The organism is Streptomyces sp. NPDC006687 (assembly GCF_040636215.1).
In the GTDB taxonomy this organism is placed as follows: Bacteria; Actinomycetota; Actinomycetes; order Streptomycetales; family Streptomycetaceae; genus Streptomyces.
Window position 1 is genome coordinate 489705 of record NZ_JBEYJJ010000001.1, and the last position, 26974, is coordinate 516678.

The following is a 26974-nucleotide window of genomic DNA, read 5'->3' on the forward strand; positions in this document are numbered from 1 at the left end:
GACCTCGTGTTCCCCAGCAGCTTCCTACCGGCCCCCACCGACGCCCGCGAGCCCCCTCCGACGCGCCTGCGAATCTCATCGAAATCTCATCCGGGCATGACGAAGGCCCGGATCCCATGGAATCCGGGCCTTCGTCTTCAGTAGCGGGGACAGGATTTGAACCTGCGACCTCTGGGTTATGAGCCCAGCGAGCTACCGAGCTGCTCCACCCCGCGTCGGTGAAACCACAGTATCACGACGCGGGAGGGAGCCCTGACCGTTTCACGGCCGGGCGGTCTAGCCTCCCGGCTTGGGGGCCGTCAGCTTCGCCTCCGCGTCGACCGCCCGCTTCAGCGCGGCCTGGAGGTCGCTCTGCGCCTTGCCGTATGCGGTCCAGTCGCCGGCCTTCATGGCCTTGTCGGCATCCTCGACCGCCTTCTGGGCGTCGGCGAGGGCCGCCTTGACCGTCGGGTCCTGGGTCGTCGGCGGGTTGGCGGTGCCTTCGCCCGGCTTGGTCGGCGGCGTCTCCGGCGGGACCGGCGTGGTCGGGGCCTCGGCTCCGAAGACCACGTTCAGCGCCTTCTCCAGGGTGTCCTCGAAGGCCGTCTGGCCGCCGTAGGTCACGAGCACCTTGCGCAGCAGCGGGTACTTCAGGGTGGAGCTGCGGACGTAGACGGGCTCCACGTAGAGCATCCCGCCGTCCATGGGCACCGCGAGCAGGTTGCCGTACTCGATCTCCGAGTCGCCGCCGCGCAGCAGCCGGATCGACTCGGCGATCTTCGGCTCCGACTGGAACTTGCTCTGCACCTGGCCGGGGCCGTCCGGCGGCTTGCTGGTCGGCATCTTCAGGATCCGGATCTTGCCGTAGTCCGGGGTGCCCGGATCGGCGTTCACCGCCATGAAGGCGCTCAGGTTGGGCCGCTCGTTCGGCGTGAAGGTCGTCGTGAGCGAGAAGACCTGGTCCTTCTCCGGCTGGCCGGGCATCTTCATCGACAGGTAGTACGGCGGAACTGCCGTACCGGCCTTGGCCGTCGGATCGTCGGGAACGGCCCACGCCTCGCTGCCGCTGAGGAAGGTCTGCGGATCGGTGACGTGGTACCGGGTCAGCAGGTCACGCTGGACCTTGAAGAGGTCCTGCGGGTAGCGCATGTGGTCCAGGAGCGGCTTGGAGATGGCGCTCTTGGGCTTCACCGTGCCGGGGAACGCCTTCATCCAGGTCTTCAGGACCGGGTCCTGGGTGTCCCACTGGTAGAGGTTCACCGTGCCGTCGTAGGCGTCGACGGTGGCCTTCACCGAGTTGCGGATGTAGTTGACCCGGTTCTCCTGGGCCACCACCGCGCGCTGGCTGTTGGTCAGGGAGTCCGCGGTGCTCTGCCCGAGGGTGGTGCGCGAGGCGTACGGGTAGCCGTTCGTCGTCGTGTAGGCGTCGACGATCCACTTGATGCGGCCGTCGACGACGGCCGGGTACGGGGCACCGTCGATGGTCAGCCAGGGGGCGACGGCCTCGACGCGGTCCTTGGGGGTGCGGTTGTAGAGGATCCGCGAGCCCTCGCCGATGGCCCCCGAGTAGAGGATCTGCGGCTCGCTGAAGGCGAGCGCGTAGGCGGCACGGTTGACCGGGTTGTTCAGGTTGACCCCGGATTCGCCCTTGTAGCTCGTCTCCTTCTCGCCCTTGTCGTCCGAGTAGTCGAGCTCCTTCTGCGGTCCGCCGACGATCGAGTACTGCTTCGTCTGCTCGCCGTAGTAGACCCGCTGCTCGAAGTCCGTGCCGAACATGCCCCTGGAGGGCAGGTCGGACTGGGTGAAGTCGGGGGCGCCGTCCTTGACGGTGGTTCCCTTGGCCGCGACGACGCCGTAGCCGTGGGTGTACTTGAAGTGGTCGTTGATCCAGTTGTTCTTCGGGATGCCGCCGATGTTCAGCTCGCGCAGCCCGATGACGGTGTCCTGGCCGTTGTACCGGTCGACCGCCAGCGTGGACGGGAAGCCGTAGTAGCCCTTGACCTGCTGGAGCTGCTGGAAGGCCGGCGAGACGATGTTCGGGTCGAGCAGGCGCAGGCTCGCGGTGGTGTCGGCCACCGACCGCAGCTTGGTCCGGTCGTCCGTCTGCGGGACGCCCGGGTAGTCCTTGACCTCGGCTCCTTCGATCCCGTAGGCGTCACGCGTCGCCTTGATGTTCTTCTCGACGTACGGGGATTCCTTGGCCTGCTCGTTCGGCTGGACCTGGAACTTCTGCACGATCGCGGGGTACAGGCCGCCGATCAGGATCGCCGAGAGGACCATCAGGCCGAAGCCGATCACCGGCAGCTGCCAGGTGCGCCGCCACAGGGTGGCGAAGAACAGCACCGCGCAGATCGCGGCGATGGCGACGAGGATCGTCTTCGCCGGCAGGTAGGCGTTGGCGTCGACGTAGCGCAGGCCGGTCCAGTTGTCGGACGCCTTGAAGTCGCTGGACTTCACGGCGAGTGCGTACCGGTCGAGCCAGTAGGCGATCGCCTTCAAGGTGACGAACAGGCCGAGCAGCACCGACAGGTGCCCGGTCGCCGCGGCGGTGGCCCGGGCGCCCGGGCTGGTCACGCGCAGGCCGCCGTACAGGTAGTGCACGACGACGGCCGCGATCACCGACAGCACGACGGCGGCGAAGCCGAAGCCGAGCAGGAAGCGGTACCAGGGCAGGTCGAAGGTGTAGAAGGACACGTCGAGATGGAACTGGGGGTCCTTCTGCCCGAAGGGCACCCCGTTCACATACATCAGCCAGGTCTTCCACTGGCCGGCCGCCGAGGCCCCCGCGATCAGCCCGACGATCGCGGCGATGCCCAGGAGCAGCCACTTCCGGTACGGGGCGACGCTCATCCGGTAGCGGTCGAGGCTCTGCTGCTCCATCGACATGGCGCTCAGCGGCGGCCGCAGCCGGTACGCCAGCCAGACGTTGAGCCCGACGGCGGCCGCCATCAGCAGGCCGAAGACGGCGAACAGGCCGATCTTGGTCCACAGGGTGGTGGTGAACACCGAGGAGTACTTGACGGAGCGGAACCAGAGCCAGTCCGTCCAGAAGCCGGCGAACATCGTGAACGCCATGGCCAGCACGGCCAGGACGCCCAGGGTCAGCAGAAGGGTCCGGGCGCGCCTGGACGGGCGGCCGACTCTCATCCGTGGCCCGGAGGGGCCTCCGCCGCGGTCCGGCATCTGGAAAGCCAAGGTGCGCACCTCGAAAGTCGCTGGGTCTCGTCGTGGGCCCACGATCGTAGGGCCCACTCTTGCAACTTACTGAGGCTTTAGTCAGTTCCCGGTATCGGGGGGAAAGGAGGCAGGATGTTGTCCATGTCCAACCTTTCGCCCTCCCCCGGCACCCCCATGGCGGCCAGTCCGCTGACCCGCGCCGTCCTCGAAATCGACGAGTACGCCTCCACCCTCGGCTGGGACAAGCCGGCCCGTCTCTTCGCCCTGGTCGACACGGCCCGCCTGCGCCGGCAGGAGCCGGGCCTGGCGGGCACGCTCGGTCTCGACACCGACGACGCCGGCAAGGCCCAGCTCACCCCGATCGAGCAGGATGAGGTGCCCCGCGGGACCCCGCTGGACAAGTTCCTGGGAACCATCGCCTGGCCCGACGCGGTCGTGGGGTGCGCGCTGACGGTGGAGCGGCTGATGCTGCCGCCGTCCGCCGAGGCCGCCGTACCGGAGGGGCTCAGCGACAAGCAGCTGGCCAAGTGGGTCGCCGGGCACCCGGAGCGGCAGGAGGTGCGGCTGACCGTCGGCGTCCTGCGGGACGGCTCGCGGGAGTCGGCGGTCCGGCTGCGGGACAAGGACTCCTCCACCGAGGTGCTGACCGGCGCGGGCCTGGTGCCGGGCCTGGCCGACGCCCTGGCGGCGACCTTCGCCTGAGGCCCCGCGGAACCGCAGCCCCGGCCGGGGGCCGGGGCTGCCGCTCAGGACGTGGTGCAGCGCGGCAGTCCGGCCGTGTCCCCCTTGCTGATCTTCTGCAGGGCCTTGGTGGCGTCGTCGATGGTGGAGACCTTCACCAGGGTGAGGCCGTCGGGGACCCGCGCGGCGGCGGAGGCGCAGTTCTCGGCCGGGGTCAGGAAGTACTGGGCGCCGGCCTGGCGGGCGCCGATGGTCTTCATCTGGATGCCGCCGATCGGGCCGACCTTGCCGGTGTCGTCGATGGTGCCGGTGCCGGCGACGAACTTGCCGCCGGTGAGGTCCTCGGGGGTGAGCTTGTCGACGATGCCGAGGGCGAACATCAGGCCCGCGCTCGGTCCGCCGACGTCGGCGAGCTTGATGTCGATCGGGAACGGGAAGGTGTGGTCGGTCCCGGCGCGGATGCCGACGACGGCGTGGCCGTCGTCGGGCGCCTTGCCCGCGGTGACGGTCACCTTGGTGGTGGCGGTGGGCTCGCGGCCCGCCTTCTCGGCCTCGGCCGCCTCGGCGGCGGGCACGACGGTGAAGTCCACGGGCTCGCCCGGCTTGTGCCGGGTGACGAGCTTGGCGACGTCACCGGGGACGGTGACGGGGCTGCCGTCGACGTCCTTGACGACGTCCCCCGCGTGCAGCCTGCCCTCGGAGGGGCTGCCCTTGACGACGGTGGCGACGACGACGCGGGTACTGACCGGGATGCCGAGCTGCTTGAGGGCGGCCACCTTGGCGCTCTCCTGCGACTGGCTGAACTCCTCGGCGTTCTCCTGCGTGGACTCCTTGTCCGTCTTGCCGTCCGGGTAGAGGTTCTCGTGCGGGACGACGATGTTGTCGTCCGCGAGCCAGCCGTACACCGCTTCGAGCAGGTTCATGTCGTAGTCGGCGCCCGTGACGCGGACCGTGGTCATGTTGAGGTGCCCGGTGGTCGGGTACGTCTTGTGCCCGGAGATGTTCAGGACGGGCTCGCCGTGCGATTCGCCCAGGGTGTTCACGGTGGGGCCGGGGCTCATCTCGGAGTACGGCACCTTGAGGAACACTCCCGCGCAGAGCAGCGCGAACAGCACGAGGGAGGAGGCGAGCATCGTCGCTGTACGGCGTGGCATGGATCGACAGTACGGGACGGCCTGGGAACGCGACCCGTGGGGCCGGTCCGTACGGGGCCCGCGGGCGGGAACTCTCAGGCGTTTCTCAGCGGGGGGCCTGCCGGCCCGCTCTCCGCGGACTCCCGGGACGCGTCAGACGGCGTCGGAACCGGAATGCGCCTCTTCCCTCTGCCTCGCCCTGACGGCCCGGCCGGTGGGCTGGCGGTCGTCGGCCTCGCGGTCCATGGCCTCGCGGAACCTCGCGTAGCCGGCGAGCTCGGATATGTCTCCCTGGGTGCGGTCGCGCGCTGCCCAGCTGCCCCATATCGCCGCCCCGATCGCGGCGAACAGCGGAATCAGCAACCACGCCAGTGCCGCCATGGACGTGCCTCCCTGTCCGAAAGATACGAGTGTCGTCGGTGGCTTCAACGCTCGTGCCCGTAAGGGGGTTACGCAAATCGAGGGCGTGTTGCGCGTCCGAACGGGTGTGAGGCTACCGCCGCCCGGCGGCGCATGCGCGCCCGGGGGGCGGTGATGTGCTGGGGCCGCCCTCAGCAGGACCCGACCCGCCCCTCAGCAGGCGCCGGCCCGCGCCTCAGCAGGCGCCGACCCATTCCTCGCTGCCGTCCGCGAAGGCCCCCTTCTTCACGCCGACCTCGCACTGATCGGCGCCGGGCGCCTCACAGGCTTCGGCCCGCTGCGCCGGACTCCGTCCGGCGACCAGGGCCCGGCGGCGTCGCGCCCGCGCCTCAGCAGGCGCCGACCCATTCCTCGCTGCCGTCCGCGAAGGTCTGGTGCTTCCAGATCGGGACCTCGTGCTTGAGGTCGTCGATCAGCATCCGGCAGGCTTCGAACGCCTCGCCGCGGTGCGGGCAGGAGACGGCGACGACCACGGCCAGGTCGCCCACGGCCAGGTCGCCGACGCGGTGGACGGCCGCCAGGGCGCGCACCGGGTACTTCTCCACGACGCGCTCGGCGATGCGGCGCATCTCGGACTCCGCCGTGGGGTGGCAGGAGTAGCCGAGGGAGTCGACGTCGGCGCCGCCGTCGTGGTTGCGCACCGTGCCGACGAAGAGGGTGGTGCCTCCCGTCGCGTCGTCGCCGACGGCCTGGAAGACCTCGTCGATGGAGAGCGGGGTCTCGCGGATCGCGAGCAGCCGGATCGGGTCCTGGGCGGCCTGCTCGCCGGGGTGGTCGAAGTGCGGTGCCATGCCATCCATCGTGCCCTAGCGGCCGAGGGGGCGGAATAGCCGGATCGCCCGTGACGTGACCCGCCGGTTGGGAGTCTCCTACAGGACGGCCCCCGGCCCGCCGGAGTACGGGGAGCCCCGGGATCCGGCACGGGCCGGCCGGGTCACAGGCCGCGGCGCCTGCGGGCCCGGCGGACGGCCGCGGCGGCGCCCAGCAGGGCGACCGTCGCCCCGGCGGCCCCGGCGGCCGTGGCGGCGTCCTTGCGGCCCAGGCGGCGGCCCGCGACGGTGTGCCGGCCCGCGACCTCCTGGAGCAGCTCGGCCAGCACCTCCTCGTTGGTCCAGCGGGGCCGCCAGCCGGCCGCGTGCAGCCCGCTGACGCTGACCACCCAGGGGTGCATCGTGTACGCCAGGTCCCCTGCCGGGGAGGGGGTCAGGCCGATCCGGTGCAGCCTGGCCGCGGCGCCCAGGGCGACCGCCGAGGGCAGCTCCATGCGGCGGATGCCGCTGAGCTCCTCGACCTCCTCCTGCTCCAGCCAGCCCTCGCAGCCGACGGCCAGCTCGCCCTCCACCTTCTCCAGCGCGGCGTACTCCAGGGCGCTGACGAGGTCCTCGACGTGGCAGAACTGCCAGGTGGGCCGGGAGCCCGCGACGACGAGCAGGCGCGGGGACTCGAAGTACCGGGTCAGGGCGGTGTCGGTGCCGCCCACCAGCACCGCGGGGCGGAGCACCGTCACGTTCAGGCCCGGGTGGGCGCGGGGTGCCCGGCGGCCCAGGCGCTCGATCTCCAGGAGGTCGCCGACGCCGGTGGCCTCGGCGGTGGCGCGCAGCTCGGAGTCCTCCGAGAGGGGGATGTCGTTGTCGGGCAGGGCCCCGTAGACCATGGCGGAGGTGCACAGCACGACCCGGTGCACCCCGGCCGCCGCCGCGGCGGTGAGCACGGTCTGGGTTCCGCGCACGTTGTACGCCGTACGGGCCGCGGGGTCGGTCTCCAGGTCGAGGTCGAGCGCGAGGTGCACGACGACGTCCGCGCCGCGCAGCCGCTCGGCGATGGCGGGGTCGCGGACGTCCAGGACGTGCCACTGGGCGTCGGCGCAGTCCCCGCGCCGCTCGTCGATGGCGATGACCTGCTTGACCTCGTCGGATACGGCGAGGCGGCCCACGAGGGCGGCGCCGACGCCGGAGGCGGCCCCGGTGACCGCGATCACGGGGCTGCGCCGGCGGTGGCCGTCCTCGTTTCGCGGCTGGCGAACGCCGGGGGCGCTGTCGCCGTGCTCAGGGCGGTTTTCGGCGTCGTGCGGCGCGCGAGCCTGCGGATCTGGGGAACTCACCGGGCGTCTCCAGCGGTTGTCTTCAGTGGGGCGCGCCGTGACGCGTACCCACCAGGTGATGTCCATCCTGCCGCAGCCCAGGAGTCGGCGGAGCACCGAGCCCGGAAGCGGGAGCGGTGTCTACGCTGGTGGTGTTGTCGGACCATTGCCCGCCGGCGCCCGCCGGCGGCCCTACGAGCCGAGGAAACCCGTGAGCGACACCCCATTCGGATTCGGCCTTCCGCCGGAGGAGCCGGAGGACGGCGACGAGGGCAAGAAGGGCGGCCAGGGCGGCCCCGCGAATCCGTTCGGGTTCGGCCCCGGTGGCCTTCCCGGCGGTGCGGACAACCCGTTCGCCGCGATGTTCGGTGCGATGAACCCGGGCGACCTGGGCGCCGCCTTCCAGCAGCTGGGCCAGATGCTGAGCTACGAGGGCGGTCCCGTGAACTGGGACATGGCCAAGGACATCGCCCGCCAGACCGTCGCCCAGGGCACGGCGGACGGCGTGAAGGACGTCAGCGTCGGCGTCGCGGAGAAGTCCGCGGTCGAGGAGGCGGTGCGCCTGGCCGACCTGTGGCTGGACGGGGTGACCTCCCTGCCGTCGGGGGCCAACGCGGCCGTCGCGTGGAGCCGCGCCGAGTGGGTCGAGGCGACCCTCCCGGTGTGGAAGGAGCTGGTGGACCCGGTCGCCGAGCGCGTCGGGGCGGCCATGGGCAGTGTGCTGCCCGAGGAGATGCAGGCCATGGCGGGCCCGCTGCTCGGCATGATGCGCTCCATGGGCGGGGCCATGTTCGGCCAGCAGATCGGCCAGGCCGTGGGCGTGCTCGCGGGCGAGGTCGTCGGCTCGACGGACATCGGGCTGCCGCTGGGCCCGGCCGGGCGGGCCGCGCTGCTGCCGCTGAACATCGAGAGCTTCGGCAAGGACCTGGGCGTCCCCTCCGACGAGGTCCGGCTGTACCTGGCCCTGCGCGAGGCGGCGCACGCCCGTCTCTTCGCGCATGTGCCGTGGCTGCGCTCGCACCTGTTCGGCGCGGTCGAGGGCTACGCGCGCGGCATCAAGGTGGACACCTCGAAGCTGGAGGACGTGGTCGGCCAGCTCGACCCGTCGAACCCGGAGCAGCTCCAGGAGGCGCTCCAGGGCGGAATGTTCCAGCCGCAGGACACCCCGGAGCAGAAGGCCGCGCTGGCCCGCCTGGAGACGGCGCTCGCGCTGGTCGAGGGCTGGGTGGACGCCGTGGTGCACGAGGCGGCCAAGCCCCGGCTGGCCTCGGCCGACGCCATGCGCGAGACGATGCGCCGCCGGCGGGCCTCGGGCGGTCCGGCGGAGCAGACCTTCGCCACGCTGATCGGGCTGGAGCTGCGCCCGCGTCGGCTGCGGGACGCCTCGCGGCTGTGGGCCTCGCTCACCGACGCCCGCGGGGTGGACGGCCGCGACGGGCTGTGGGAGCACCCGGACATGCTGCCGACCGCCTCGGACCTGGACGATCCGGACGGGTTCGTGCACCGGGAGCACCTGGACTTCTCGGAGATCGACAAGATGCTCGGCGAGGCCGCCGAGAAGCGCGACCAGGGCGAGGGTGACGAGAAGAAGTGAGCCTGTACGAGGACGCCGTCCTGGTCCTGAAGGAGTACGCCGGCCAGGACGAGCAGCAGCGTGACCTGTGCGAGGTCTACCTGGAGCACCTGGCGGAGCACCCGGACGGCATGTACAAGCCCTGCGAGGCGGGGCATGTGACGGGCAGCGCGCTGGTGATCGACCCGGCGGGCGGCCGCGTCCTGCTGACCCTGCACAAGAAGCTCGGGCTGTGGCTGCAGATGGGCGGGCACTGCGAGCCGGGTGACAGCACGCTGGCCGGCGCGGCGATGCGCGAGGCGGTGGAGGAGTCGGGCATCGCCTCCGGGCTGACGCTGCTGGAGGGCGGCCCGGTGCGGCTGGACCGGCATCCGATCCCGGCGCCGTGCAACTGGCACCTGGACGTGCAGTACGCGGCGCTGGCTCCGGCCGGTGTGGTGGCGGAGATCAGCGAGGAGTCGCTGGACCTGCGCTGGTTCCCGTACGCGGAGGTGGCCTCGGTGGCCGACACCTCGGTGGTGCGGCTGATGGAGGCGACCCTGGCGCGGCTGCGCGCGTAGGGCTGGAAGGGGCGGCCCTCGCGGGGCCGCCCCTCGCGCGTGTGCGCGTGCCCTGGCGGTGCGGGCGCCGGGTCAGTTCCAGACGTTGTTCTGGTTCTGGGCGTGCGCGCCGTGCTGGCCCATGCCGAACTGGGCGGCGACGCCCTGGCCGAGCTGGGCGTTCTGCGGGGGCAGCACCTCGCTGGGCTGCACCAGGGCGAAACCGGTGCCGAGGAAGCTGAGCTCCCAGCCCTCGCCGGTGTTGCCGCGGCGCCGCCAGACGCCGGTGGAGTGCGTCTGGGCCTGCATCTGCACCCGCAGGGAGGTGGACCAGGCGACGATGGCGTCGGCGTCGGCGTTGACGTACTTGTCCGGGGTGACCTGCATCATCAGCGGCTGTCCCGAGGTCATCAGGGCGACCTTGCCGCGTCCGGTGATGTTGAGCTGGTACTTGCCGGAGCCGGAGATCCCGTACTGGCTGTCCACCGCGATGACCTCGGTGTGCAGGGTGGAGTCCATGGCCAGCACGTAGCCGCTGTCGACGGTCAGGCCGTCCTGGTCGACGTCGAGGACGTGGACGTACTGGGCGAGGTTGGCGAAGTAGACCGTGCCCTGCCCGGAGCAGCGCATCAGGTCGAGGCCCTCTCCGGTGCGCAGGCGGGCGCCGCGCTGGTTGCCGCTCTGGTACTCGCCGTCGAAGTCGACGATGCCCTGGTAGGCGACCATCGAGCCCTTGCGGGCGAGGACGTCGTCGGAGCCGGCCAGGGTGACCCGCAGCAGCTGCGGGTTCTGGACGGCGTACCGCTCCTGGGACTGCTGCTCGGCGTGGCCGAAAAGTGAGCTCTGCATGATGTGTCCGCTCCCCCTCAGCCCCGGGTCCGGAGCCGGTCGGTACTGTCCTCGCTGGGCTGTACGACGACGATGCCCTGGCCGGAGAAGGCCATCTGGTACGCCTCGCCGCTGCCCCGGCCGATCATGGACGACGCCTTGAAGCTGCGCTTGCCCTTGACCTTGAGGTTCGGGGACCAGGCGACGAGCGCGTCCGGGTCGACGTAGGTCTCGTCCTCGCCTCGGCCGCAGTCGACGACGATCGGGGTGCCGCGGGAGGTGATGGCGACCCATCCGGTGCCGGAGACCTGGACGTTGAACAGGCCCTGGCCGGCGAACTTCGCCATGCCCTTGACCCGTTCGACGCCCCACTGGAGGTGGGCGTCGAAGGCGAGCAGGTTGGTGCCGTTGACGGAGAGGGCGTCGTTGTTGAGGTTGATGCAGACGACGTCGGCGCCGTAGTCGGCGAGGTAGAGCAGCCCGTCCCCGGTGCACTTCATCAGGGGGGCGCCCTCGCCGGTCAGCCACTGGGAGGCCATCTGGCGGACGGCGGGCGGGTTGGGCTCGTACTGGACGAAGCCCTCGTAGGCCACCATCGAGCCGGTGCGCGCGAAGAGGTCCTGGCCGCTCTGCATGGCGACCTTGAGCATGGCGCGGCCGTGGTTCTCCATGCGGGCCGTGACGGGGGTGGGGGCGTAGCCCGCGAGCTGCTGGTTCATGGGGTTCATGGCATTCATGGCGTTCATGGCGGGCTCCCTCAGACCTCGTACGGCTGGACGACGATGAAGTTCCCGGGGGCCCCGCGGAACTGGAGGTTCACGGTCTCGCCGCTGTGGCCCGGGTAGGCGTTGCGGCGCAGCCGGACCTGGCTGGAAACGATCACCTGGGAGGCCGCCGACCAGGCCACGATCGCGTTGCTGTCGGCGAAGGTGGTCGGGGTGACGGGCAGGACGACGGGGGTGCCGTGCGTCTTGACGATCACGGTTCCGGTGCCCTGGAAGAGCATCGTGAACAGGGCTCCGCCGGGGATGCCGTGGCCCTCGATGCGGCGGACCTCGTGGTGGAGGGACTCGTCGAAGGCGAGGACGCTCTCGGAGTTGACGCAGATGCCGTCGCCCTGGAGCTCGATGGCGTGCAGGTGGGCGCCGTTCTCCGCGAGGAAGACCTGGCCGCGGCCGGTGCAGCGCATCAGCTGCATCTCCTGGCCGGTGGCGTTGCCGACGATACGGCCGGCGAAGCCCGCGCCCTTGTAGCTGAAGTCGACCTTGCCCTGGTAGAGGACCATGCTGCCCTGGCGGGCGAGGACCGGCTGGCCGCCGCCGAGGGCGAGGTCGACCCGCATGAGCTGCTGGTTCTGCGGGGTCCAGCGGGCGCCCGTGGGGGCCTCCTTGTACAGCTGGAGCGCGGCGGCGAGGCCCGGGCCGGCCTGGGGGGCCGCCTGGCCGTAGGGCGGCGGGGGCTGCTGGCCGTAGGGGGCCGGCTGGCTGTACGGGGGCTGCTGGCCCGGCTGCGGGTAGCCCTGCGGCTGCGGCTGGGCGGGCTGCGGGTAGCCCTGCTGCTGGGGCGGGAGCTGGCCGCCGTAGGAGGGCTGGGGCGGCTGGCCGTAGGGGGCGGGGGGCGGTCCCGGGGGCGGGACCTGGCCGCCGTACGCGTGCTGCTGCGCGCGGCCGCCGCCGTAGGAGGGCGGGCCGGGCTGCTGCGGGGGGTGGGGCGGCTGGCCGTAGGGGGTCGCGGGGGCGGGCGGGGTCAGCGGGCCGACCATGGTCGGGGCGGAGTGCACCGCCGCCGGGGCGGGGGCGGGGGCCGGAGCGGGGGGCTGCGGCTGCTGGGGCTGCGGCGGGGCGTACGGCGCGGGGGCCGGCGGCTGCTGCTGGTGGACCGGGGCGCCGTAGGACGGGGCGGGGGCCGGTGCCGGGGCGGGGGCCTGGGGCGGCGGGGCGAACCCGGGGGCGCCGGCCTGCGGATGGGCGGTGGCCGGGGCCGGGGCCGGCTGCTGCGGCTGCTCCTCCTCTTCGGCGACCTCGCCGCCGAAGTGTTCCAGCAGCGCGGCGAGCCCGCCGTCGAACCCCTGGCCGACGGCGGCGAAGCGCCACACGTCCTTGCGGTAGAAGTCGCCGATCATCAGGGCGCGCTCGGTGCTGAACTCCGCACCCGTGAACGAGTAGCGGGCGACTTCCTCACCGCCCGCCACGACCCGGATGTAACCGGGGCCGATCTGCGACATCTGCCCGTCGCCGTCGAGGGTGGCGGTGAAGGAGAGCTTGTGGATGGAGGGCGGCACCTGGTCGAGGGTCACCCGGAAGGAATCGGTGTCCCCCGCCTGCGCGCCGAGCTGCTGGACGGACTCCTCGGGCGACTTCGGCTGGTTGTAGAAGATGAAGTAGCGGTCGTCCGACAGGCGCTCGTCGGCGTCGAGGCCGAAGCAGCTGATGTCGAAGGTGAGTCCGGGTCCGGCGATCTGGACGCCGACGTACAGATCGGTACCCGCCGTGAGATCACTGATCCTGGCCTTGTGGCCGCGTTGGAATTCCCTGGCCATACGTCCGACCGTCCCCCGTCCCGAGTGTGAGTGCGCGGCTGCTCGCCTGCGTGATGGTGTGCCGCCGGATGCGGAGCCGCGGCTGTGTGCCGCTCAGGCTAACGGCTCCGGCCGACATCCGGGCAAGCCGGTACCAACCCGGTACACACCGCGCTGCCCGCCGGACCGTCATTCCTCGCGGGCGGCCGGAATCCGGGGAAGCCGCTCCGCCGCGGCCACCCCCTCCAGGAAGCCGCGGGCCCGCTCGGTCTTCGGGTACGCCTCCAGCAGCGCCCAGAACCGGGGCCCGTGTCCGGGGACGAGGAGGTGCGCCAGCTCGTGCAGGAGCACGTAGTCCACGACGTACTCGGGCATGTGCTGGAGCCGGTGGGACAGCCGGATGCTGCCTTCGGCGGGGGTGCAGGAACCCCAGCGGGTGTTCTGGTTGGTGACCCAGCGGACCGAGCGGGGGCGGGCACGGCCGCTGAAGTACTGCTCGGACAAACGCGCGGCACGTTCATGGAGTTCCGCGTCGCCGAGGGTGCGCTTGCTCTCCTGTGCGGCGAGCTTGTCGAGCATGACGCCCACCCAGCGCCGCTCCTCCGCCTCGGACATGCGGGCGGGGATCAGGACGATCGTCCGGTCCCCCTCGCGGTAGGCGGAGACGGTCCTGCGGCGGCGCGCGCTCCGGCGTACTTCGACGGCGCGCTGGGTGGGGTCGGCGGACACGCCTCGACCGTACCCGGTCGCCGTCGCGGAAGTCCGGCACGTCCGCGGTACGAACGGGGAGGGCCGCCCGGACGCCTCAAGGAACACCCTTCCCATTCATCTCATATGCCTAATACCCCTCGCCTGTGGACAAGTTTCCGCACCCCTCGCGGCGGCCGGGCATCGTGACGAAAGGAGCCCGGCGAACCGGCCGCGGACCGTACGGGGGACGACAGAGGGACGACAGGAGACGGCGATGTATCCGAAGGTGAAGCCCGCGCTGGCACGGGCATGGCGGGATCTGCAGACGGTGCAGTTCGGGGTGACCCCGGCGCACGCGGTGGTGCTCGGCCCGGTGGACACGGCCACCGGATCCCTCATCGACCGGATCGACGGGACGCGCGGCATGGAGCTGCTGCGGGCCGAGGCCCGGCGGATGGGACTGCCGGAGGGCCAGGCGGACGGGCTGGTCCGCCGGCTCGCGGGGGCCGGGCTGATCGACGACGCCACGGCGGGCGGGCCGCGCGCCCAGGCCGTGCGGAGCCGGCCGGAGGTGCTGGAGCGGCTCGGGCCCGATCTGGGCTCGCTGTCGCTGGTGCACCCGGAGCCGGGGGGTGACTTACGGGGCGTCGCGGGCCGCCGGGCGATACGGGTCCGGGTACGCGGGAGCGGCCGGGTGGGGGCGGTGATCGCCGCCGTGCTGGCGGGGGCCGGGGTCGGCCGGGTCGAGGTGCTCGACGGGGGCCGGGTGGAGCCGGCCGATGTGGCTCCGGGCGGGCTGGGGCCGGGGAGCGTGGGCCGGCTGCGGGCCGAGGCGGCGCGGGCGCTCGTTCGGGAGTCCGCGCCGGGGAGGGCTCCGCGCGAGGGTGACCCGGAGGGGCCCGGGCCCGAGGTGGCGCTGGTGGTGGTCGCCCCGCGCGAGGGGCTCCAGGCGTGGGCGCCCGATCCCGCGACGGCCGCCGACTGGGTGGCGACGGGCACCCCGCACCTGTACGCGGGGGTGCTGGAGGGGACAGGGCTGGTCGGGCCGCTGGTGCTGCCGGGGGTGACGGCCTGTGCCGGGTGCATGGAGCGCGAGCGCGTCGACCGGGATCCGGCCTGGCCGCGGATGCTGGTCCAGTGGCGGTCGGCGCACCGCCGCCGGGAGCGCGCCGCCTGCGATCTGGGGCTGTCCACGGCGGTGGCCGGCCTGGCCGCGGCCCACGCCCTGGCCTTCCTCGACGGACGGCTGCCGGCCTCGACCGGTGCCCGATGGGAGGCGGCCCTGCCCGGGCTGCACTGGGAGCGCTCGGGGCTGGTCCCGCATCCGGACTGCCCGTGCGGGGCGGCGGTGCCCGCCGTGGAGTCCGAGCCCGGGGCGGTGCGGTCGTGAGCGGCCGGACTCCCGCCGGATCCGGGGGCGGTGCCCCGGTCCAGGGGGCGGGGCGGTCATGGCAGGATGCGATGGGGGCCGAGCGGCACCCCGAACCGCCGGTCGCGGCAGAGCAGTCTGGGAACTGGAGGGGCTTATGTCTGATCTTCCCCGGAAGGCGGTCACCCGTACGGTCAAGCTGGCCGCGCTGCCGCTCGGCATCGCGGGCCGGGCCACCTGGGGGCTGGGGAAGCGGATCGGCGGGAAGTCGGCCGAGATCGTGGCCCGTGAGCTCCAGCAGCGCACCGCCGAGCAGCTGTTCCGCACTCTCGGTGAGCTCAAGGGGGGTGCGATGAAGTTCGGGCAGGCCCTGTCGGTGTTCGAGTCGGCCCTCCCCGAGGAGGTCGTCGGGCCCTACCGGGCGGCGCTGACCAAGCTTCAGGAGGCGGCCCCTCCGCTGCCTGCGGCTCGGGTGCACCAGGTGCTGGCGGAGCGGCTCGGCGAGGACTGGCGGGAGCTGTTCGAGGAGTTCGAGGACAAACCGGCCGCGGCCGCCTCGATCGGGCAGGTGCACCGGGCCGTGTGGCACGACGGCCGGCAGGTGGCGGTCAAGGTCCAGTACCCGGGGGCCGGTGACGCTCTGCTGTCGGACCTCAAGCAACTGGGCCGGTTCGCCGGGCTGCTGGGGCCGCTGATCCCGGGCATGGACATCAAGCCGCTGATCACCGAGCTGCGCGACCGGGTCGCGGAGGAACTGGACTACGAACTGGAGGCCGAGGCCCAGCGCACCCACGCGGACGCCTTCGACGGGGACGACGACGTGCTCGTCCCGGACGTGGTGCACCAGGGTGAGCAGGTGCTGGTGACCGAGTGGCTGGAGGGCACCCCGCTGTCGGAGGTCATCTCCGACGGCACGCGGGAGGAGCGCGACCGCGCCGGCCAGTTGCTGACCCGGTTCCTGTTCTCCGGGCCCGCGCGCACCGGGCTGCTGCACGCCGATCCGCATCCGGGGAACTTCCGGCTGATATCCGGGGCGGACGGCCGGATGCGGCTGGGCGTCCTTGACTTCGGCACGGTGGACCGGCTGCCCGGCGGGTGGCCCAAGCCGATCGGCCGGTCGCTGCGGATGACCCTGGAGGGGGACGCCGAGGGGGTCTACGGGCACCTGTGCGCCGAGGGGTTCGTGAAGGAGTCCATCGAGCTGGATCCGGACGCGGTGCTCGACTACCTCAAGCCGATCATCGAACCCGCCGAGGCGGAGGAGTTCACCTTCACCCGGCCGTGGCTGCGCGGCCAGGCGGCCCGGATCGCCGATCCGCGCTCCCCCGCCCACCAGTTGGGACGCCAGATCAACCTGCCGCCGTCCTACCTGCTGATCCACCGGGTGACGCTGAGCACCATCGGGGTGCTGTGCCAGCTCGGCGCGACGGTGCGGCTGCGGGACGAACTCGACGCCTGGCTGCCGGGGTTCTCACCCGAGGACTGATCCAGAGGACTCAACCAGGGGACTGACCCCGTGGACTGACCCCGTGGACTGATCGCGGAGACGGCGGGGCGGGTGTCACCACCAGGAGGAGTCGAGCCGACCCTCGATCGCCCGGAGGTTGGCGCGCGCGCAGTCGACGCAGAAGAACTGTCTGGCCCCGTTCTCCACCGAACAGGTCCAGGTGGGCGGGGCGCCGTTCGGGGAGCGGGCGCCGCAGCGCGCGCAGACGACGGGCTGGTCCTCGGGCCCCGGCTTGGCGGGGTGGGGAGTCGGCTGGTCCACCACCAGACGATATCCCCGGAGGGTCGCGCCGGGGTCCGCAACGCACCGGAGGGACCGGTCCGTTCGGACCGGCCCCTCCTTGGGATGCTTCAGCGCTGGGCGGTCAGTGCATGACCGCCATGGCCAGCGCGCGGCGGGCGCGCAGGGACACGCGCTCGGCCTTGCGCTGCATGCGCCGGGCGGCGACCAGGCGCAGGGCGTGACGCTCGGCGTCCACCTCGCGCAGCCGGTCGTCCATATGCGCACGGGCCAGGGCTTCTTGGATGAGTTGCATTTCGCGGGTCCTGTTCTGACGCGAGGTGATCGCGCCGGTGGTGATGAAGTCTGCGGTGGCGGAGCCGTGAGGCTGCTCGCTGGTGGTGGCGTAGGGGGACATGGGGGCCTGCTTCAGGGGGTCGTGCGTCAGAGGGCGGTCGATGGTTCCGGTGGCGGTCATGCCGCAGCAACCGGGTTCTTGCGCGGGCGGCCGCGGGGCCGCTTGCGGGCCACGACCACGCCCTGGACGAAGAGCTCGCCGCCCCAGACGCCCCAGGGCTCGCGGCGCTCCTTGGCGCCGGCGAGGCACGCCTCGACCAGCGGGCAGGTGCCGCAGAGGGACTTGGCGTACTCGACGTCGGCCGGGGACTCGGCGAAGAAGACCTCGGGGTCGAAGGTGCGGCAGGGAACCGGGACGCCGAGGTTCTCGATGGCGTCGTCGAGCGCGGTGAGCGCGGTGAGGGGGGTCAAGGCGGGGTCCTCCGGGACTGCGGGCGGGGAGATCGTCTGGGTCTGCGGTACGGACGGGGCGTGCGCTTCGAGTTGCACGGTTGTCTCTTCCTCGTCTTGTTCGGTTAGTCGTTCCGGCCGGTCGGCCGGGTGGCGGCTGTTCCTGGTCCTGCCAGTCCCGAGGCCCCTTCGCTGGTGTCGCCCCCGTTCGGGGACAAACAGAAGGGCCGCGGATCCCGGGTGGGGTTCCGCGGCCCTGAAGGCGCCGGCCTGATCATGCGATCAGGCTGGATCACTCCAGGGTTCGAGCCCACGGAAGGCCCACATCAGGTGGTGCTGCTGCGTCGTCGTCTGGGTCTGGGTTCCGGCACCGGCTGCGGCCGCGGATCCATAGGCGCCATGCGCCTTCTGGGCTCCCGCTACTGCCACCAGTGCCTGGGTCGGTCGCTCGTTGCGCTCGCTGACCGGAAGGGTCGCCAGCGGGGCGGGCTTGCCGGCGGAAATCGCGGACAGACCGGTGCCCCGGAGGGAGACGGAACCGAGCAGGCAGGAAGCGTCGACCGAGCGATCGGTCATTTTGGTGAAGGTCATGAAGCTGGTCACTGGTCTCGCCTCCTCTCGGCGTCTCGGGGACCCGGCCCGGGGGCCTGTCCCATACGTATTCGGATAAGTACAGCACGGATCCAGGGCTTCGGAGAAGCCACCGTTTCCGTTGCTAAGAACCTATGGGGATCCGCTGGGCATGTGCAAACTATTTTTCCGACGAGTTTCTACGCGTCGTCAGAATCCTCGCCGCCGGGGTCCTGGCCTGCGCAGATCGCCAGGACGTCGGCCCCGTAGCGGTCGAGCTTGCGGCCGCCCACTCCAGAGATCATCGAGAGCTCCCCCGGTTCGCAGGGCGCGGCCTCCGCGATGGCCATCAGCGTCTTGTCGGTGAAGACGCAGTACGCGGGCAGCCCCTGGAGCTTCGACTGAACGGCCCGCCACTCGCGCAGCCGCTCGTAGAGGCCCTCGTCCATGTCCGAGGGGCAGTCCGCGCAGCGCATCAGTTTGATGTCCCCGGCCTCGGTCAGGGTCCGGCCGCAGACCCGGCACAGCACCGGCCCGCGGCTTCCGCGCTTGCGGGCCCCGCGCTCCGCCGGGGCTCCGGTCCGGGGTCCGGGAGCCGCGGAGCCCGGACGCAGGCCGTTGAGGAAGCGGCTGGGGCGACGGGAGGCCCGGCCGCCCGGTGCCCGCGAGAGGGCCCAGGAGAGCGTCAGGTGCAGCCGCGCCCGGGTGACCCCGACGTACAGCAGCCGGCGCTCCTCCTCGACCTGCTCGTCGGTCTTGGCGTAGGTGATCGGGACCATGCCGTCGGTGAGGCCGACGAGGAACACCGCGTCCCACTCCAGGCCCTTCGCGGCGTGCAGCGAGGCGAGGGTGACGCCCTGGACGGTCGGGGCGTGCTGCGCGGCCTTGCGCTCCTCCAGCTCGACCGTGAGCTCGGCCAGCCCGGCGCCGGGGCGGCTGCGGGCGAAGTCCTCGGCGAGGCGGACCAGCGCGGCCAGCGACTCCCACTGGTCGCGCACGGCGCCGGAGCCGGCGGGCGGCTCGGGACTCCAGCCGGTGGAGCTGAGGACGGCCCGGACCTGGGAGCCCAGCTCCACGACATCGTCGAGCAGGGGGTCGTTGCCGGCGGAGCGGGCGGCTCCGCGCAGCGCGAGGACCGCCTTCTGGACCTCGGCCCGCTCGAAGAAGCGCTCGGCCCCGCGCAGCTGGTAGGGGACGCCGGCGTCGGCGAGGGCCTGCTCGTAGACCTCGGACTGGGCGTTGATGCGGTAAAGCACGGCGATCTCGCCGGCCGGGACTCCGGCGGCGATCAGGTCGCGGACCCGGCGGGCGACGCCCTCGGCCTCGGCGGGCTCGTCGGGGTACTCGGCGTAGACCGGGGCGGGGCCGGGCTCGCGCTGGGAGAGCAGTTCCAGGCGGTGTTCGGCGGCCCGGCCCCTGGCCTGCGCGAGCAGGCCGTTGGCGAGGTGGACCACCTGGGGGGTGGAGCGGTAGTCGCGGACCAGCTTGACCACGGTGGCGTGGGGGTAGCGGGTGCGGAAGTTCAGCAGGTGGTCGGGGGTGGCTCCGGTGAAGGAGTAGATGGTCTGGCTGGCGTCGCCGACGACGCAGAGACTGTCGCGCTCGCCGAGCCACAGCTCCAGCAGGCGCTGCTGGAGGGGGCTGACGTCCTGGTACTCGTCCACCACGAAGTGCTGGTACTGGGTGCGGATCTGTTCGGCGATGTCGCGGCGGTCCTGGAGGATGCCGACGGTGAGGAGCAGCACGTCCTCGAAGTCGATCATTCCGCGGTCGCGCTTGAGCTGCTCGTAGGTGCTGTAGATCTGGGCGATCTCGGCCGGGTCGCGGGGGGCCTCGCGGCCCGCCTTGAGGGCGGCGGCCGGGTAGTCGGCGGGGACGGTCTGGGTGACCTTGGCCCATTCGATCTCGCCCGTGACGTCGCGCAGCTCGCCCCGGTCGAGGCGGACGCGGCAGCGGGCGCCGGCCTCGGCGACGAACTGGACCTTGCGTTCGAGGAGCCGGGGGACGTCCCCGCCGACGGCCTTGGGCCAGAAGTACTGGAGCTGGCGCAGGGCGGCGGAGTGGAAGGTACGGGCCTGGACCCCGTCGGCGCCCAGGGCGCGCAGCCGGCCGCGCATCTCACCGGCGGCGCGGTTGGTGAAGGTGACGGCGAGCACGCTGGCGGGCATGAGCTGCCCGGAGCGGACCCCGTACGCGATCCGGTGGGTGATCGCGCGGGTCTTGCCGGTGCCGGCTCCGGCCAGCACGCACACCGGGCCGCGCAGGGTCGTGGCGACCTCGCGCTGCTCCGGGTCGAGGCCCTGGAGCACGGCGTCGGCGTCGGCCGCGCCGGTACCGGGATCCGCCGGGAACGATGGGGAGTGCGTTGCTGCTGTCACCCTGCCATGCTGCCAGGTCGGGTGGGGCGGGCGGGAAATCCGTCCACAGGCCCGGTCGTACGGTCCGACGGTCGTACCGGGCGACGGGCCGGGAATGGCCGGGCGACGGCGTGCGTTCGAGTACTCGGACCGGGCGTGACCCCGGTCCCCCGGATCTCACGGATCCGACGGATCTCACAGAGGAGCGAGCATGCAGGACACGGGCACGGTCACGATGTACAGCACCACCTGGTGCGGCTACTGCCGCCGGCTGAAGACGCAGCTGGACCGGGAGGGCATCGCGTACAACGAGATCAACATCGAGCTCGACCCGGCGTCCGCGCAGTTCGTGGAGCAGGCCAACGGCGGCAACCAGACCGTCCCCACCGTGCTCGTGAAGTCCTCCGGCGGCACCGAGTCCGTCATGACCAACCCGAGCCTCGCCCAGGTCAAGCAGGCCCTGGCCGTCTGACGCGCCGGCGCGGAGCAGTACGTGCGGAGGGCCCCCGCCCAGGCGGGGGCCCTCCGCGTGTGACGAACGTTACGGCGCCGGCTTCGGCAGCGGACGGCCGTACCAGAGCTCGACGAGCCGGGCCGCGATCGAGATCCCCGACGGCGGCAGGACCGCCCCGGACTCGAACGCCTCGCGCAGCTCCTCGCGGGAGAACCAGCGGGCCTCCTGGATCTCCTCGCCGTCGACCGTGATCTCGGAGCTGACGGCCCGCGCGTTGAAGCCCAGCATCAGGCTGGACGGGAAGGGCCAGGGCTGGCTGGCGACGTACTCGACCTCGCCGATCCGCACGCCCGCCTCCTCCCACACCTCGCGGACCACGGCCTGCTCGATCGATTCGCCCGGCTCCACGAACCCGGCCAGGGTGGAGAAGCGGCCCTCGGGCCAGTGCACCTGGCGGCCCAGCAGCGCGCGGTCCTGCTCGTCGGTGACCAGCATGATCACCGCCGGGTCGGTGCGCGGGTAGTGCTCGGCGCCGCAGCCCGGGCAGCGGCGGATGTGCCCGGCGGCCGCGACCACCGTGCGCTCGCCGCAGCGCGAGCAGAAGCGGTGCATCCGCTGCCAGTTCTCCAGGGCGACCGCGTGCACCATCAGCCCGGCGTCGCGCGGGGACAGCAGCAGCCCTGCCTCGCGGAGCCCCGCCGGACGGGCCGACTGGTCCATGCGGCCCGGCAGCGAGTCCTTCTGGAGCGCGAAGTAGCGTATGCCGTCCTCGTCGGTGCCCAGGAAGTACCGGTGCGTCTCGGTGGCCGGGGCCTCGAAGGCCGCCGTCATCACGATGCCGGTCCCGCCGTCGGGGGTGTCGTCGATCAGCACCTGGCCGCCGGAGACGACGAAGACCCGCGTCGTCGGGTGGCTCCAGGCGGCGGCCAGCCACGCCTCGTCGAGGCGGTGGTGCGCGGCGCGGTCTATGTCGCTCGGCGCGGTGAGCGACAGTGGGCGCTCGGTGTGCGTGCTCACAGGTACTTCCAACTCCCCCGATGGATGGGACAAGGCAGGCGTACGGACGTGTGGTGCGTGCGGTCAGGAGAGGGCGGCGGCCGCGACGGGAGCGGGCGGCGCCCAGTTCTCGGCGAGGTCGCCCCACAGGTGGGCGGCGGTCTCGACGCCCTTGAGGAGCAGGTCGAGCTCGACCTTCTCGTTCGGGGAGTGCCAGCCGTCGGACGGGACGGAGATCCCGAGGAAGAGGACCGGCGCCCCCAGGACGTCCTGGAGGTCGGCCGCCGGGCCCGAGCCGCCCTCGCGGGTGAAGCGGACCCGCTGCCCGAAGGCCCGGCCCATGGCGCGCACCACGGACTGGAGGGCGGGGTGGTCCAGCGGGGTCAGGCAGGGGCGGGTGGGCGCGCCGAAGGTGATGGAGTGGCGGATCCCGGCGGGGACCCGGGCGGCGACCCAGTCCCGTACGGCGGCCTCGACCTCGTACGGGTCCTGCCCCGACACCAGCCGGAACGAGAGCTTCAGGTGGGCGGAGGCGGGCACGATCGTCTTGCCGCCGGGGCCCTGGTAGCCGCCGCCGATGCCGTTGACCTCGGCGGTCGGGCGGGCCCAGACGCGCTCCAGGGTGGAGTAGCCGGCCTCGCCGGCGGTGGCGTGGGAGCGGGCCGTGCGCAGCCACTCGGCCTCGTCGAAGGGCAGCTCGGCGATCAGCCGGCGCTCGGCCTCGCTCAGCTCGGTGATGTGGTCGTAGAAGCCGGGGATGGTGACCCGCTCGTCCTCGTCGTGCAGGGCCGCGACGAGGCGGGCGGCGACGGTGGCCGGGTTGGGCACGGCACCGCCGAAGGCGCCCGAGTGGATGTCCTGGTCGGGGCCGTGGAAGTCGATCTCGCAGTCGGCGACGCCGCGCATACCGGTGCAGACGGTGGGGGTGGTCTCGGACCACATGCCGGTGTCGGAGACGATCACGACGTCGGCGGCGAGTTCGGCGGCACGGGCCTCGACGAGCGCGCGGAAGTTCGGGGAGCCGGACTCCTCCTCGCCCTCGATGAGGAGCTTGAGGTGCACGGCGGGGGCGTCGGCGCCGGTGGCGGCGAGGTGCGCGCGCACGCCGAGGGTGTGGAAGAAGACCTGCCCCTTGTCGTCGGCCGCGCCGCGCCCGTACATCCGGCCGTCCTTGACGACGGGCTCGAAGGGCTCGGTGTGCCAGCCGTCGGCGAGGGCGGCGGGCTGGACGTCGTGGTGGCCGTAGACGAGGACGGTGGGGGCGGCCGGGTCGGCGGCCGGCCAGTGGGCGAAGACGGCGGGGGCGCCGGTACCGGCGGTCTCCCAGACCTCGGCCGTCGGGAAGCCGGTCTCCTTGAGCTTCGCGGCGAGCCATTCGGCGCTGCGGCGTACGTCGCCCGCGTGTTCGGGCTGGGCCGACACGGAGGGGATGCGCAGCCACTCGGCGAGGTCGTCGAGGAAGGCCGCGCGGTGGTTCTCGATGTACGTACGGACGACGTTGTCCGGGGTTTCGCTCATGGTCACGAGCCTAGCCGTCCGCCCCGGGGGCACCGTCCGCGCCCGTTTCGCCTTGGAGGATCCGCTCAAGACGCTCCCGTCCGGGCAGGTCGCGGGGGCGGATCACGCGGCCGCTGCGGACGTGGAGGAAGGCGGCGGCGACCCGGTCGAGGGGGGTGCCGGTGGCTTCCGCCCAGGCGAGGCGGTAGACGGCGAGCTGGAGGGGGTCGGCCTCGGTGGTGCGGCCGGTCTTCCAGTCGACGACCTCGTACGAGCCGTCGGCGTTGCGGTAGACGGCGTCGATCCGGCCGCGGATCACCCGGCCGGCGAGGGTGAGCTGGACGGGCGCCTCCATCCGGTACGGGGTGCGCTCGGCGTACTCGCTGCGCTCGAAGGCGGCCTTGAGGGCCTCCAGATCGGCGGCGTCGGCGATCTCCTGGTCGGTGCCGGGGAGGTCGGCGGCGGGGTCGAGGACGTCGAGGTGGGGCAGGGGCAGGGCGTCGAACCGGGACTCGACCCAGGCGTGGAACCGGGTGCCCTGGCGGGCGGCGGGCTGCGGGGGGCGGGGCATGGGGCGGGCGAGATCGCGGGCGAACCCCTGTTCGTCGGCGGCGAGGCGCAGCAGCTGGCTCGCGGACAGGGCCCCGGGCAGCTCGACGTCACGCACGGCGGCGCGGGCACGCAGCAGCTCGCCTTCGAGCGCGTCGAGGTCCCGGTCCCAGGAGGCTACGGCCCGCTCCTCCTCCGGGGTGAGCCCGGCCGGCGCCTCCTCCGGGGTGAGCCCGGCCGGGGCCTGCGGCCGGGGGTGCGGTACGGCCGCGCCGGTCGCCCGCGGGTGCGGGACGGCCGCGCCGGGTACGGGTGCGGGGTCCGGCCGGGAAGCGGGGCCGGGCCGTGCGGGTGCGGCGGGCTCGGCCGTGGCCGGCCGGGGGGCCGTGCCGGGCCGTGCGGGTGCGGCGGGCTCGGCCGGGTCCGCCCAGGGGGCGTCGTCCCAGAGCGGCTCGTCGGCGTCGTCCGGCCAGGGGGCGTCGTGGTAGGCCGGGTCCTCGCAGTCGGGGGGCCAGAGGTAGGCGTCGGCCGGCTGCGGGGGCGGCGGCGGGGCCGCGAGGTGGGCCTCGACCAGGGCCGCCGCCCGCCGGCGCAGGGCCAGGGAGTCCGGGTCCAGGGGCAGCGGCCAGGAGTGGTCCCCGCCGGCCTCCGCCAGCGCCGGGTTCTCGGCGTCCGGGTCCGGCTCCGGCGCCCATGCCTCGATCTCCCCGTACCCGGCCGCGCAGTGCTCGTACAGGGCCGTGAGGAACGCGGACGGGCCCCGGCGGCGCTTCTGCGTGGGCCCCCACCAGTGGCCCGAGGCCAGGAGGAGCGAGCGGGGGCGGGTGAAGGTGACGTACCCGAGGCGGAGCTCCTCCGTCTCCTTGTGGCTCCTGAGGGCCGCCTTGAAGGTCTTCAGCCCCGCCGAGGTCCAGTCCGGGTCCCCGGGGAGGGTCTCGGCGTCGCCGCGCAGCGCGTACGGGAGCACCTTCGGGTACGAGGTCCAGCCCTCCGGCGCCTTCTCCTTCGGGAAGGAGCCCGCGCACAGGCCGGGGACGACCACCACGTCCCACTCCAGGCCCTTCGACTTGTGGGCCGTGAGCACCTTGACGGTGTTCTCCCCGCCCGGCAGGGCGTGGTCCAGCCCCTTCTCGTACTGGGCGGCCGTGCGCAGGAAGCCCAGGAAGGCCAGCAGGGTGGCTTCGCCGTCCAGCGCGGCGAAGCCGGCCGCGATGTCCAGGAAGTGGGAGAGGGTCTCGCGCCGGCGGGCGGCCAGCGCGTGCGGGGAGGCCGAGAGCTCCACGTCCAGCCCGGTCGTGGCCAGCACGCGGTGCAGGACGTCCATCAGCGGGTCGGACAGGGAGCGGCGCAGGTCGCGGAGCTCCTGGGCGAGGTGCGCGAAGCGCACGCGGGCGGCCGGGGAGAAGGGGAGGTCCCCGGCGGCCGAGCCGTCCAGGAAGGTCTCCAGGGCGTCGGCCAGGGAGATCACCTCGGCCGGGTCCACCCCCTCGACCGCCGCCGCCAGCCGGCCGTCGGGGCCGCGGGACGCCTCGGGGCGGGCCACCAGCTGCCGGGCCAGCCGCCCCAGGAGGGCCAGGTCGCGGGCGCCGATCCGCCAGCGCGGGCCGATCAGGAGGCGGACCAGGGCGGCGTTGGCTCCGGGGTCCTGGAGCACCTCGCAGACGGAGACCAGGTCGGCGACCTCGGGCAGGTGCAGCAGGCCGGAGAGGCCCACGACCTCCACCGGGACGTCCCGGGCGACCAGCACCGCCTGGATCTGCGCGAAATCGGCGGCGGAGCGGCACAGGACGGCGATCTCGCCCGGCTCCCGGCCCGTCCGCACCAGGTGCGCCACGGAGTCGCCGAGCCACTCCAGCTCCTCGGCGTGGGTGGGCAGCAGGGCGCAGCGGACCAGGCCGTCGCGCTCGGCGCCCGGGGCGGGACGCAGGGCCTCGACGCCCTCGTGCAGGGCGCGCAGCGGGGCGGCGAGGCCGTTGGCCAGGTCCAGCAGGCGGCCGCCGCTGCGGCGGTTCTCGCTGAGCGAGAGCCGGGTCGCGGGGCTGCCGTCGGCGTGCGGGAAGTGCTCGGGGAAGTCGTCCAGGTTGGCCACGGAGGCGCCGCGCCAGCCGTAGATGGCCTGGCAGGGGTCGCCCACGGCCGTCACCGCATGCCCGCTGCCCGCGCCGAAGAGGCCCGACAGCAGCAGCCGCTGGGCGACGGAGGTGTCCTGGTACTCGTCGAGGAGGACGACGCGGAACTCCTCGCGCAGCAGGGCGCCGACCTCCGGGCGGGTGGTGGCGAGCCGCGCGGAGAGGGCGATCTGGTCGCCGAAGTCGAACAGGTCGCGGGAGCGCTTGGCCTCGCGGTAGCGGACGACGAGCTCCAGCAGTTCCAGGCGGCCTCGGACGGCCTCGGGGACCTTGCGCAGGTCCTCGTTGGTGAGCCGGGCGCCGGCGAGGGCGTCGAGGAGTCCGGTGTCGTACGCGCGCAGCCGCGCCGGCTCGACCAGGTGCTCGGAGAGCTCCGCGTCCAGCGCGAGGAGGTCGCTGACCAGGTCGGGGACGGACTTGGTGAGGGCCGGGTAGGGCCCGGGGGCCTCGCGGAGCACCTTCGCGGCGAGCTGGAAGCGGGTGGCGTCGGCGAGGAGGCGGGCGCTGGGTTCCAGGCCGATGCGCAGGCCGTGGTCCTTGAGGAGCTGGCCGGCGAAGGCGTGGTAGGTGGAGATGCGGGGCTCGCCGCCGGGGGCGTCGGGGCCGGCGGGGGTGGGGTCGGGGTCGGTGATGCCGGCCCGCGCGAGGGCTTTGCGTACGCGTTCGGCCAGCTCCCCGGCGGCCTTGTTGGTGAAGGTCAGGCCGAGGACCTGCTCGGGGGCGACGGCTCCGGTGCCGACGAGCCAGACGACGCGGGCGGCCATCACGGTGGTCTTGCCGGAACCGGCGCCGGCGACGATGACCTGGGGGGCGGGCGGGGCGGTGACGCAGTCCAGCTGTTCGGGCGTGAAGGGGATCCCGAGGAGCTCCTTGAGCTGCTCGGGATCGTCGAGGACGGGGGCGCGCCCGGATGCGTACGCGGTCACCTCAAAAGGCTAGCCGCCCACGCCGACACTCCCGGC

Annotated in this window: 23 protein-coding genes and 1 tRNA gene; 6 read left to right on the plus strand and 18 right to left on the minus strand. The window is 73.0% G+C overall.

The features are described from left to right. Positions 1 to 141: 141 nt before the first annotated feature. Positions 142 to 215: transfer RNA gene (locus ABZ716_RS02210), tRNA-Met, on the minus strand. Positions 216 to 276: 61 nt separating this feature from the next. Beyond that, positions 277 to 3162, minus strand: a complete 2886-nt coding sequence (locus tag ABZ716_RS02215; RefSeq protein ID WP_358955891.1) for a UPF0182 family protein — start codon at positions 3160 to 3162, stop codon at positions 277 to 279. 126 nt (positions 3163 to 3288) lie between these two features. Between ABZ716_RS02215 and ABZ716_RS02220 the strand changes: the two genes are divergently transcribed. Next, on the plus strand, positions 3289 to 3858 hold the full coding sequence (locus tag ABZ716_RS02220; protein WP_358810998.1) for a PPA1309 family protein: 570 nt from the start codon (positions 3289 to 3291) through the stop codon (positions 3856 to 3858). 44 nt (positions 3859 to 3902) lie between these two features. Here the strand turns inward: ABZ716_RS02220 and ABZ716_RS02225 are convergent, their stop codons facing one another. The 4 genes from ABZ716_RS02225 to ABZ716_RS02240 all read right to left on the minus strand — a co-directional run bounded on the left by ABZ716_RS02225 (position 3903) and on the right by ABZ716_RS02240 (position 7491). Further along, positions 3903 to 4991 carry a PDZ domain-containing protein gene (locus tag ABZ716_RS02225; RefSeq protein ID WP_358810999.1) on the minus strand — a complete coding sequence of 363 codons (1089 nt, stop codon included), beginning with the start codon at positions 4989 to 4991 and terminating at the stop codon, positions 3903 to 3905. A gap of 132 nt (positions 4992 to 5123) precedes the next feature. Then, positions 5124 to 5351: a hypothetical protein gene (locus ABZ716_RS02230; protein WP_358811000.1), complete on the minus strand. Its 228-nt coding sequence runs from the start codon at positions 5349 to 5351 to the stop codon at positions 5124 to 5126. A 368-nt stretch (positions 5352 to 5719) separates the two neighbouring features. Next, the gene (locus ABZ716_RS02235) at positions 5720 to 6181 is read right to left on the minus strand and encodes a molybdenum cofactor biosynthesis protein MoaE (protein ID WP_358955798.1); all 462 of its coding nucleotides are present in this window, start codon (positions 6179 to 6181) and stop codon (positions 5720 to 5722) included. Between the two features lie 143 nt (positions 6182 to 6324). Beyond that, entirely contained in the window at positions 6325 to 7491 is a 1167-nt protein-coding gene (locus ABZ716_RS02240) for an SDR family oxidoreductase (RefSeq protein WP_358811002.1), read from the minus strand. A gap of 190 nt (positions 7492 to 7681) precedes the next feature. Here ABZ716_RS02240 and ABZ716_RS02245 point away from each other — a divergent pair, with 190 nt between their 5' ends. Both ABZ716_RS02245 and ABZ716_RS02250 read left to right on the plus strand, forming a co-directional pair. Next, a complete protein-coding gene (locus ABZ716_RS02245; protein ID WP_351879400.1) occupies positions 7682 to 9064 on the plus strand; it encodes a zinc-dependent metalloprotease in 1383 nt (460 codons plus the stop codon). Further along, positions 9061 to 9603, plus strand: a complete 543-nt coding sequence (locus tag ABZ716_RS02250; protein ID WP_358955801.1) for an NUDIX hydrolase — start codon at positions 9061 to 9063, stop codon at positions 9601 to 9603. The genes ABZ716_RS02245 and ABZ716_RS02250 overlap by 4 nt, the downstream gene beginning before the upstream one ends. Before the next feature lie 72 nt (positions 9604 to 9675). Here ABZ716_RS02250 and ABZ716_RS02255 read toward each other — a convergent pair whose 3' ends face one another. The 4 genes from ABZ716_RS02255 to ABZ716_RS02270 form a co-directional block, all read right to left on the minus strand. Then, the gene (locus ABZ716_RS02255) at positions 9676 to 10431 is read right to left on the minus strand and encodes an AIM24 family protein (protein ID WP_351879405.1); all 756 of its coding nucleotides are present in this window, start codon (positions 10429 to 10431) and stop codon (positions 9676 to 9678) included. A gap of 17 nt (positions 10432 to 10448) precedes the next feature. Next, entirely contained in the window at positions 10449 to 11129 is a 681-nt protein-coding gene (locus ABZ716_RS02260; RefSeq protein ID WP_351879530.1) for an AIM24 family protein, read from the minus strand. Positions 11130 to 11167: 38 nt separating this feature from the next. Then, positions 11168 to 12949 carry a TerD family protein gene (locus tag ABZ716_RS02265; protein ID WP_358955805.1) on the minus strand — a complete coding sequence of 594 codons (1782 nt, stop codon included), beginning with the start codon at positions 12947 to 12949 and terminating at the stop codon, positions 11168 to 11170. A 168-nt stretch (positions 12950 to 13117) separates the two neighbouring features. Then, entirely contained in the window at positions 13118 to 13657 is a 540-nt protein-coding gene (locus ABZ716_RS02270; protein WP_358955808.1) for a M48 family metallopeptidase, read from the minus strand. Positions 13658 to 13892: 235 nt separating this feature from the next. Here ABZ716_RS02270 and ABZ716_RS02275 point away from each other — a divergent pair, with 235 nt between their 5' ends. Continuing rightward, positions 13893 to 15008: a ThiF family adenylyltransferase gene (locus ABZ716_RS02275; protein ID WP_358811007.1), complete on the plus strand. Its 1116-nt coding sequence runs from the start codon at positions 13893 to 13895 to the stop codon at positions 15006 to 15008. A gap of 136 nt (positions 15009 to 15144) precedes the next feature. Further along, a complete protein-coding gene (locus ABZ716_RS02280) occupies positions 15145 to 16473 on the plus strand; it encodes an AarF/ABC1/UbiB kinase family protein (RefSeq protein WP_358811008.1) in 1329 nt (442 codons plus the stop codon). 75 nt (positions 16474 to 16548) lie between these two features. On the opposite strand, the gene ABZ716_RS02285 is transcribed toward ABZ716_RS02280, so the two are convergent. The 5 genes from ABZ716_RS02285 to ABZ716_RS02305 all read right to left on the minus strand — a co-directional run bounded on the left by ABZ716_RS02285 (position 16549) and on the right by ABZ716_RS02305 (position 20408). Further along, on the minus strand, positions 16549 to 16755 hold the full coding sequence (locus ABZ716_RS02285) for a hypothetical protein (RefSeq protein WP_358811009.1): 207 nt from the start codon (positions 16753 to 16755) through the stop codon (positions 16549 to 16551). Positions 16756 to 16858: 103 nt separating this feature from the next. After that, positions 16859 to 17191 (minus strand): hypothetical protein, encoded by a 333-nt coding sequence (locus ABZ716_RS02290; protein ID WP_351879423.1) that lies wholly within the window; start codon positions 17189 to 17191, stop codon positions 16859 to 16861. After that, positions 17188 to 17559, minus strand: a complete 372-nt coding sequence (locus tag ABZ716_RS02295) for a WhiB family transcriptional regulator (protein ID WP_351879426.1) — start codon at positions 17557 to 17559, stop codon at positions 17188 to 17190. Before ABZ716_RS02295 ends, ABZ716_RS02290 begins: the two co-directional genes overlap by 4 nt. Positions 17560 to 17742: 183 nt before the next feature. After that, entirely contained in the window at positions 17743 to 18051 is a 309-nt protein-coding gene (locus tag ABZ716_RS02300; protein WP_351879532.1) for a hypothetical protein, read from the minus strand. 179 nt (positions 18052 to 18230) lie between these two features. Continuing rightward, positions 18231 to 20408 carry an ATP-dependent DNA helicase UvrD2 gene (locus ABZ716_RS02305; RefSeq protein ID WP_358955811.1) on the minus strand — a complete coding sequence of 726 codons (2178 nt, stop codon included), beginning with the start codon at positions 20406 to 20408 and terminating at the stop codon, positions 18231 to 18233. 190 nt (positions 20409 to 20598) lie between these two features. Here ABZ716_RS02305 and ABZ716_RS02310 point away from each other — a divergent pair, with 190 nt between their 5' ends. Continuing rightward, entirely contained in the window at positions 20599 to 20859 is a 261-nt protein-coding gene (locus tag ABZ716_RS02310; protein ID WP_351879432.1) for a mycoredoxin, read from the plus strand. A gap of 69 nt (positions 20860 to 20928) precedes the next feature. Here ABZ716_RS02310 and nudC read toward each other — a convergent pair whose 3' ends face one another. From nudC to ABZ716_RS02325, 3 genes are read right to left on the minus strand one after another with little or no spacing between them, the layout of a single operon-like run. Beyond that, positions 20929 to 21870, minus strand: a complete 942-nt coding sequence (gene nudC / locus ABZ716_RS02315; RefSeq protein WP_355965279.1) for an NAD(+) diphosphatase — start codon at positions 21868 to 21870, stop codon at positions 20929 to 20931. Between the two features lie 51 nt (positions 21871 to 21921). Further along, on the minus strand, positions 21922 to 23355 hold the full coding sequence (locus ABZ716_RS02320) for a dipeptidase (protein ID WP_358811011.1): 1434 nt from the start codon (positions 23353 to 23355) through the stop codon (positions 21922 to 21924). Between the two features lie 10 nt (positions 23356 to 23365). Then, positions 23366 to 26938 (minus strand): ATP-dependent DNA helicase, encoded by a 3573-nt coding sequence (locus ABZ716_RS02325; protein WP_358955814.1) that lies wholly within the window; start codon positions 26936 to 26938, stop codon positions 23366 to 23368. Positions 26939 to 26974 lie beyond the last annotated feature (36 nt).

Excerpts from the sequence above, each read along its gene's own strand:
- ABZ716_RS02290 (WP_351879423.1), bottom strand. The coding sequence starts at position 17,191 with ATGACCGCCACCGGAACCATCGACCGCCCTCTGACGCACGACCCCCTG.
- ABZ716_RS02230 (WP_358811000.1), bottom strand. The coding sequence starts at position 5,351 with ATGGCGGCACTGGCGTGGTTGCTGATTCCGCTGTTCGCCGCGATCGGG.
- ABZ716_RS02255 (WP_351879405.1), bottom strand. The coding sequence starts at position 10,431 with ATGCAGAGCTCACTTTTCGGCCACGCCGAGCAGCAGTCCCAGGAGCGG.
- ABZ716_RS02220 (WP_358810998.1), top strand. The coding sequence starts at position 3,289 with ATGTTGTCCATGTCCAACCTTTCGCCCTCCCCCGGCACCCCCATGGCG.
- ABZ716_RS02300 (WP_351879532.1), bottom strand. The coding sequence starts at position 18,051 with ATGACCTTCACCAAAATGACCGATCGCTCGGTCGACGCTTCCTGCCTG.
- ABZ716_RS02310 (WP_351879432.1), top strand. The coding sequence starts at position 20,599 with ATGCAGGACACGGGCACGGTCACGATGTACAGCACCACCTGGTGCGGC.
- ABZ716_RS02280 (WP_358811008.1), top strand. The coding sequence starts at position 15,145 with ATGTCTGATCTTCCCCGGAAGGCGGTCACCCGTACGGTCAAGCTGGCC.
- ABZ716_RS02320 (WP_358811011.1), bottom strand. The coding sequence starts at position 23,355 with ATGAGCGAAACCCCGGACAACGTCGTCCGTACGTACATCGAGAACCAC.
- ABZ716_RS02225 (WP_358810999.1), bottom strand. The coding sequence starts at position 4,991 with ATGCCACGCCGTACAGCGACGATGCTCGCCTCCTCCCTCGTGCTGTTC.
- ABZ716_RS02215 (WP_358955891.1), bottom strand. The coding sequence starts at position 3,162 with ATGCCGGACCGCGGCGGAGGCCCCTCCGGGCCACGGATGAGAGTCGGC.
- ABZ716_RS02265 (WP_358955805.1), bottom strand. The coding sequence starts at position 12,949 with ATGGCCAGGGAATTCCAACGCGGCCACAAGGCCAGGATCAGTGATCTC.
- ABZ716_RS02275 (WP_358811007.1), top strand. The coding sequence starts at position 13,893 with ATGTATCCGAAGGTGAAGCCCGCGCTGGCACGGGCATGGCGGGATCTG.
- ABZ716_RS02235 (WP_358955798.1), bottom strand. The coding sequence starts at position 6,181 with ATGGCACCGCACTTCGACCACCCCGGCGAGCAGGCCGCCCAGGACCCG.
- ABZ716_RS02260 (WP_351879530.1), bottom strand. The coding sequence starts at position 11,129 with ATGAACCAGCAGCTCGCGGGCTACGCCCCCACCCCCGTCACGGCCCGC.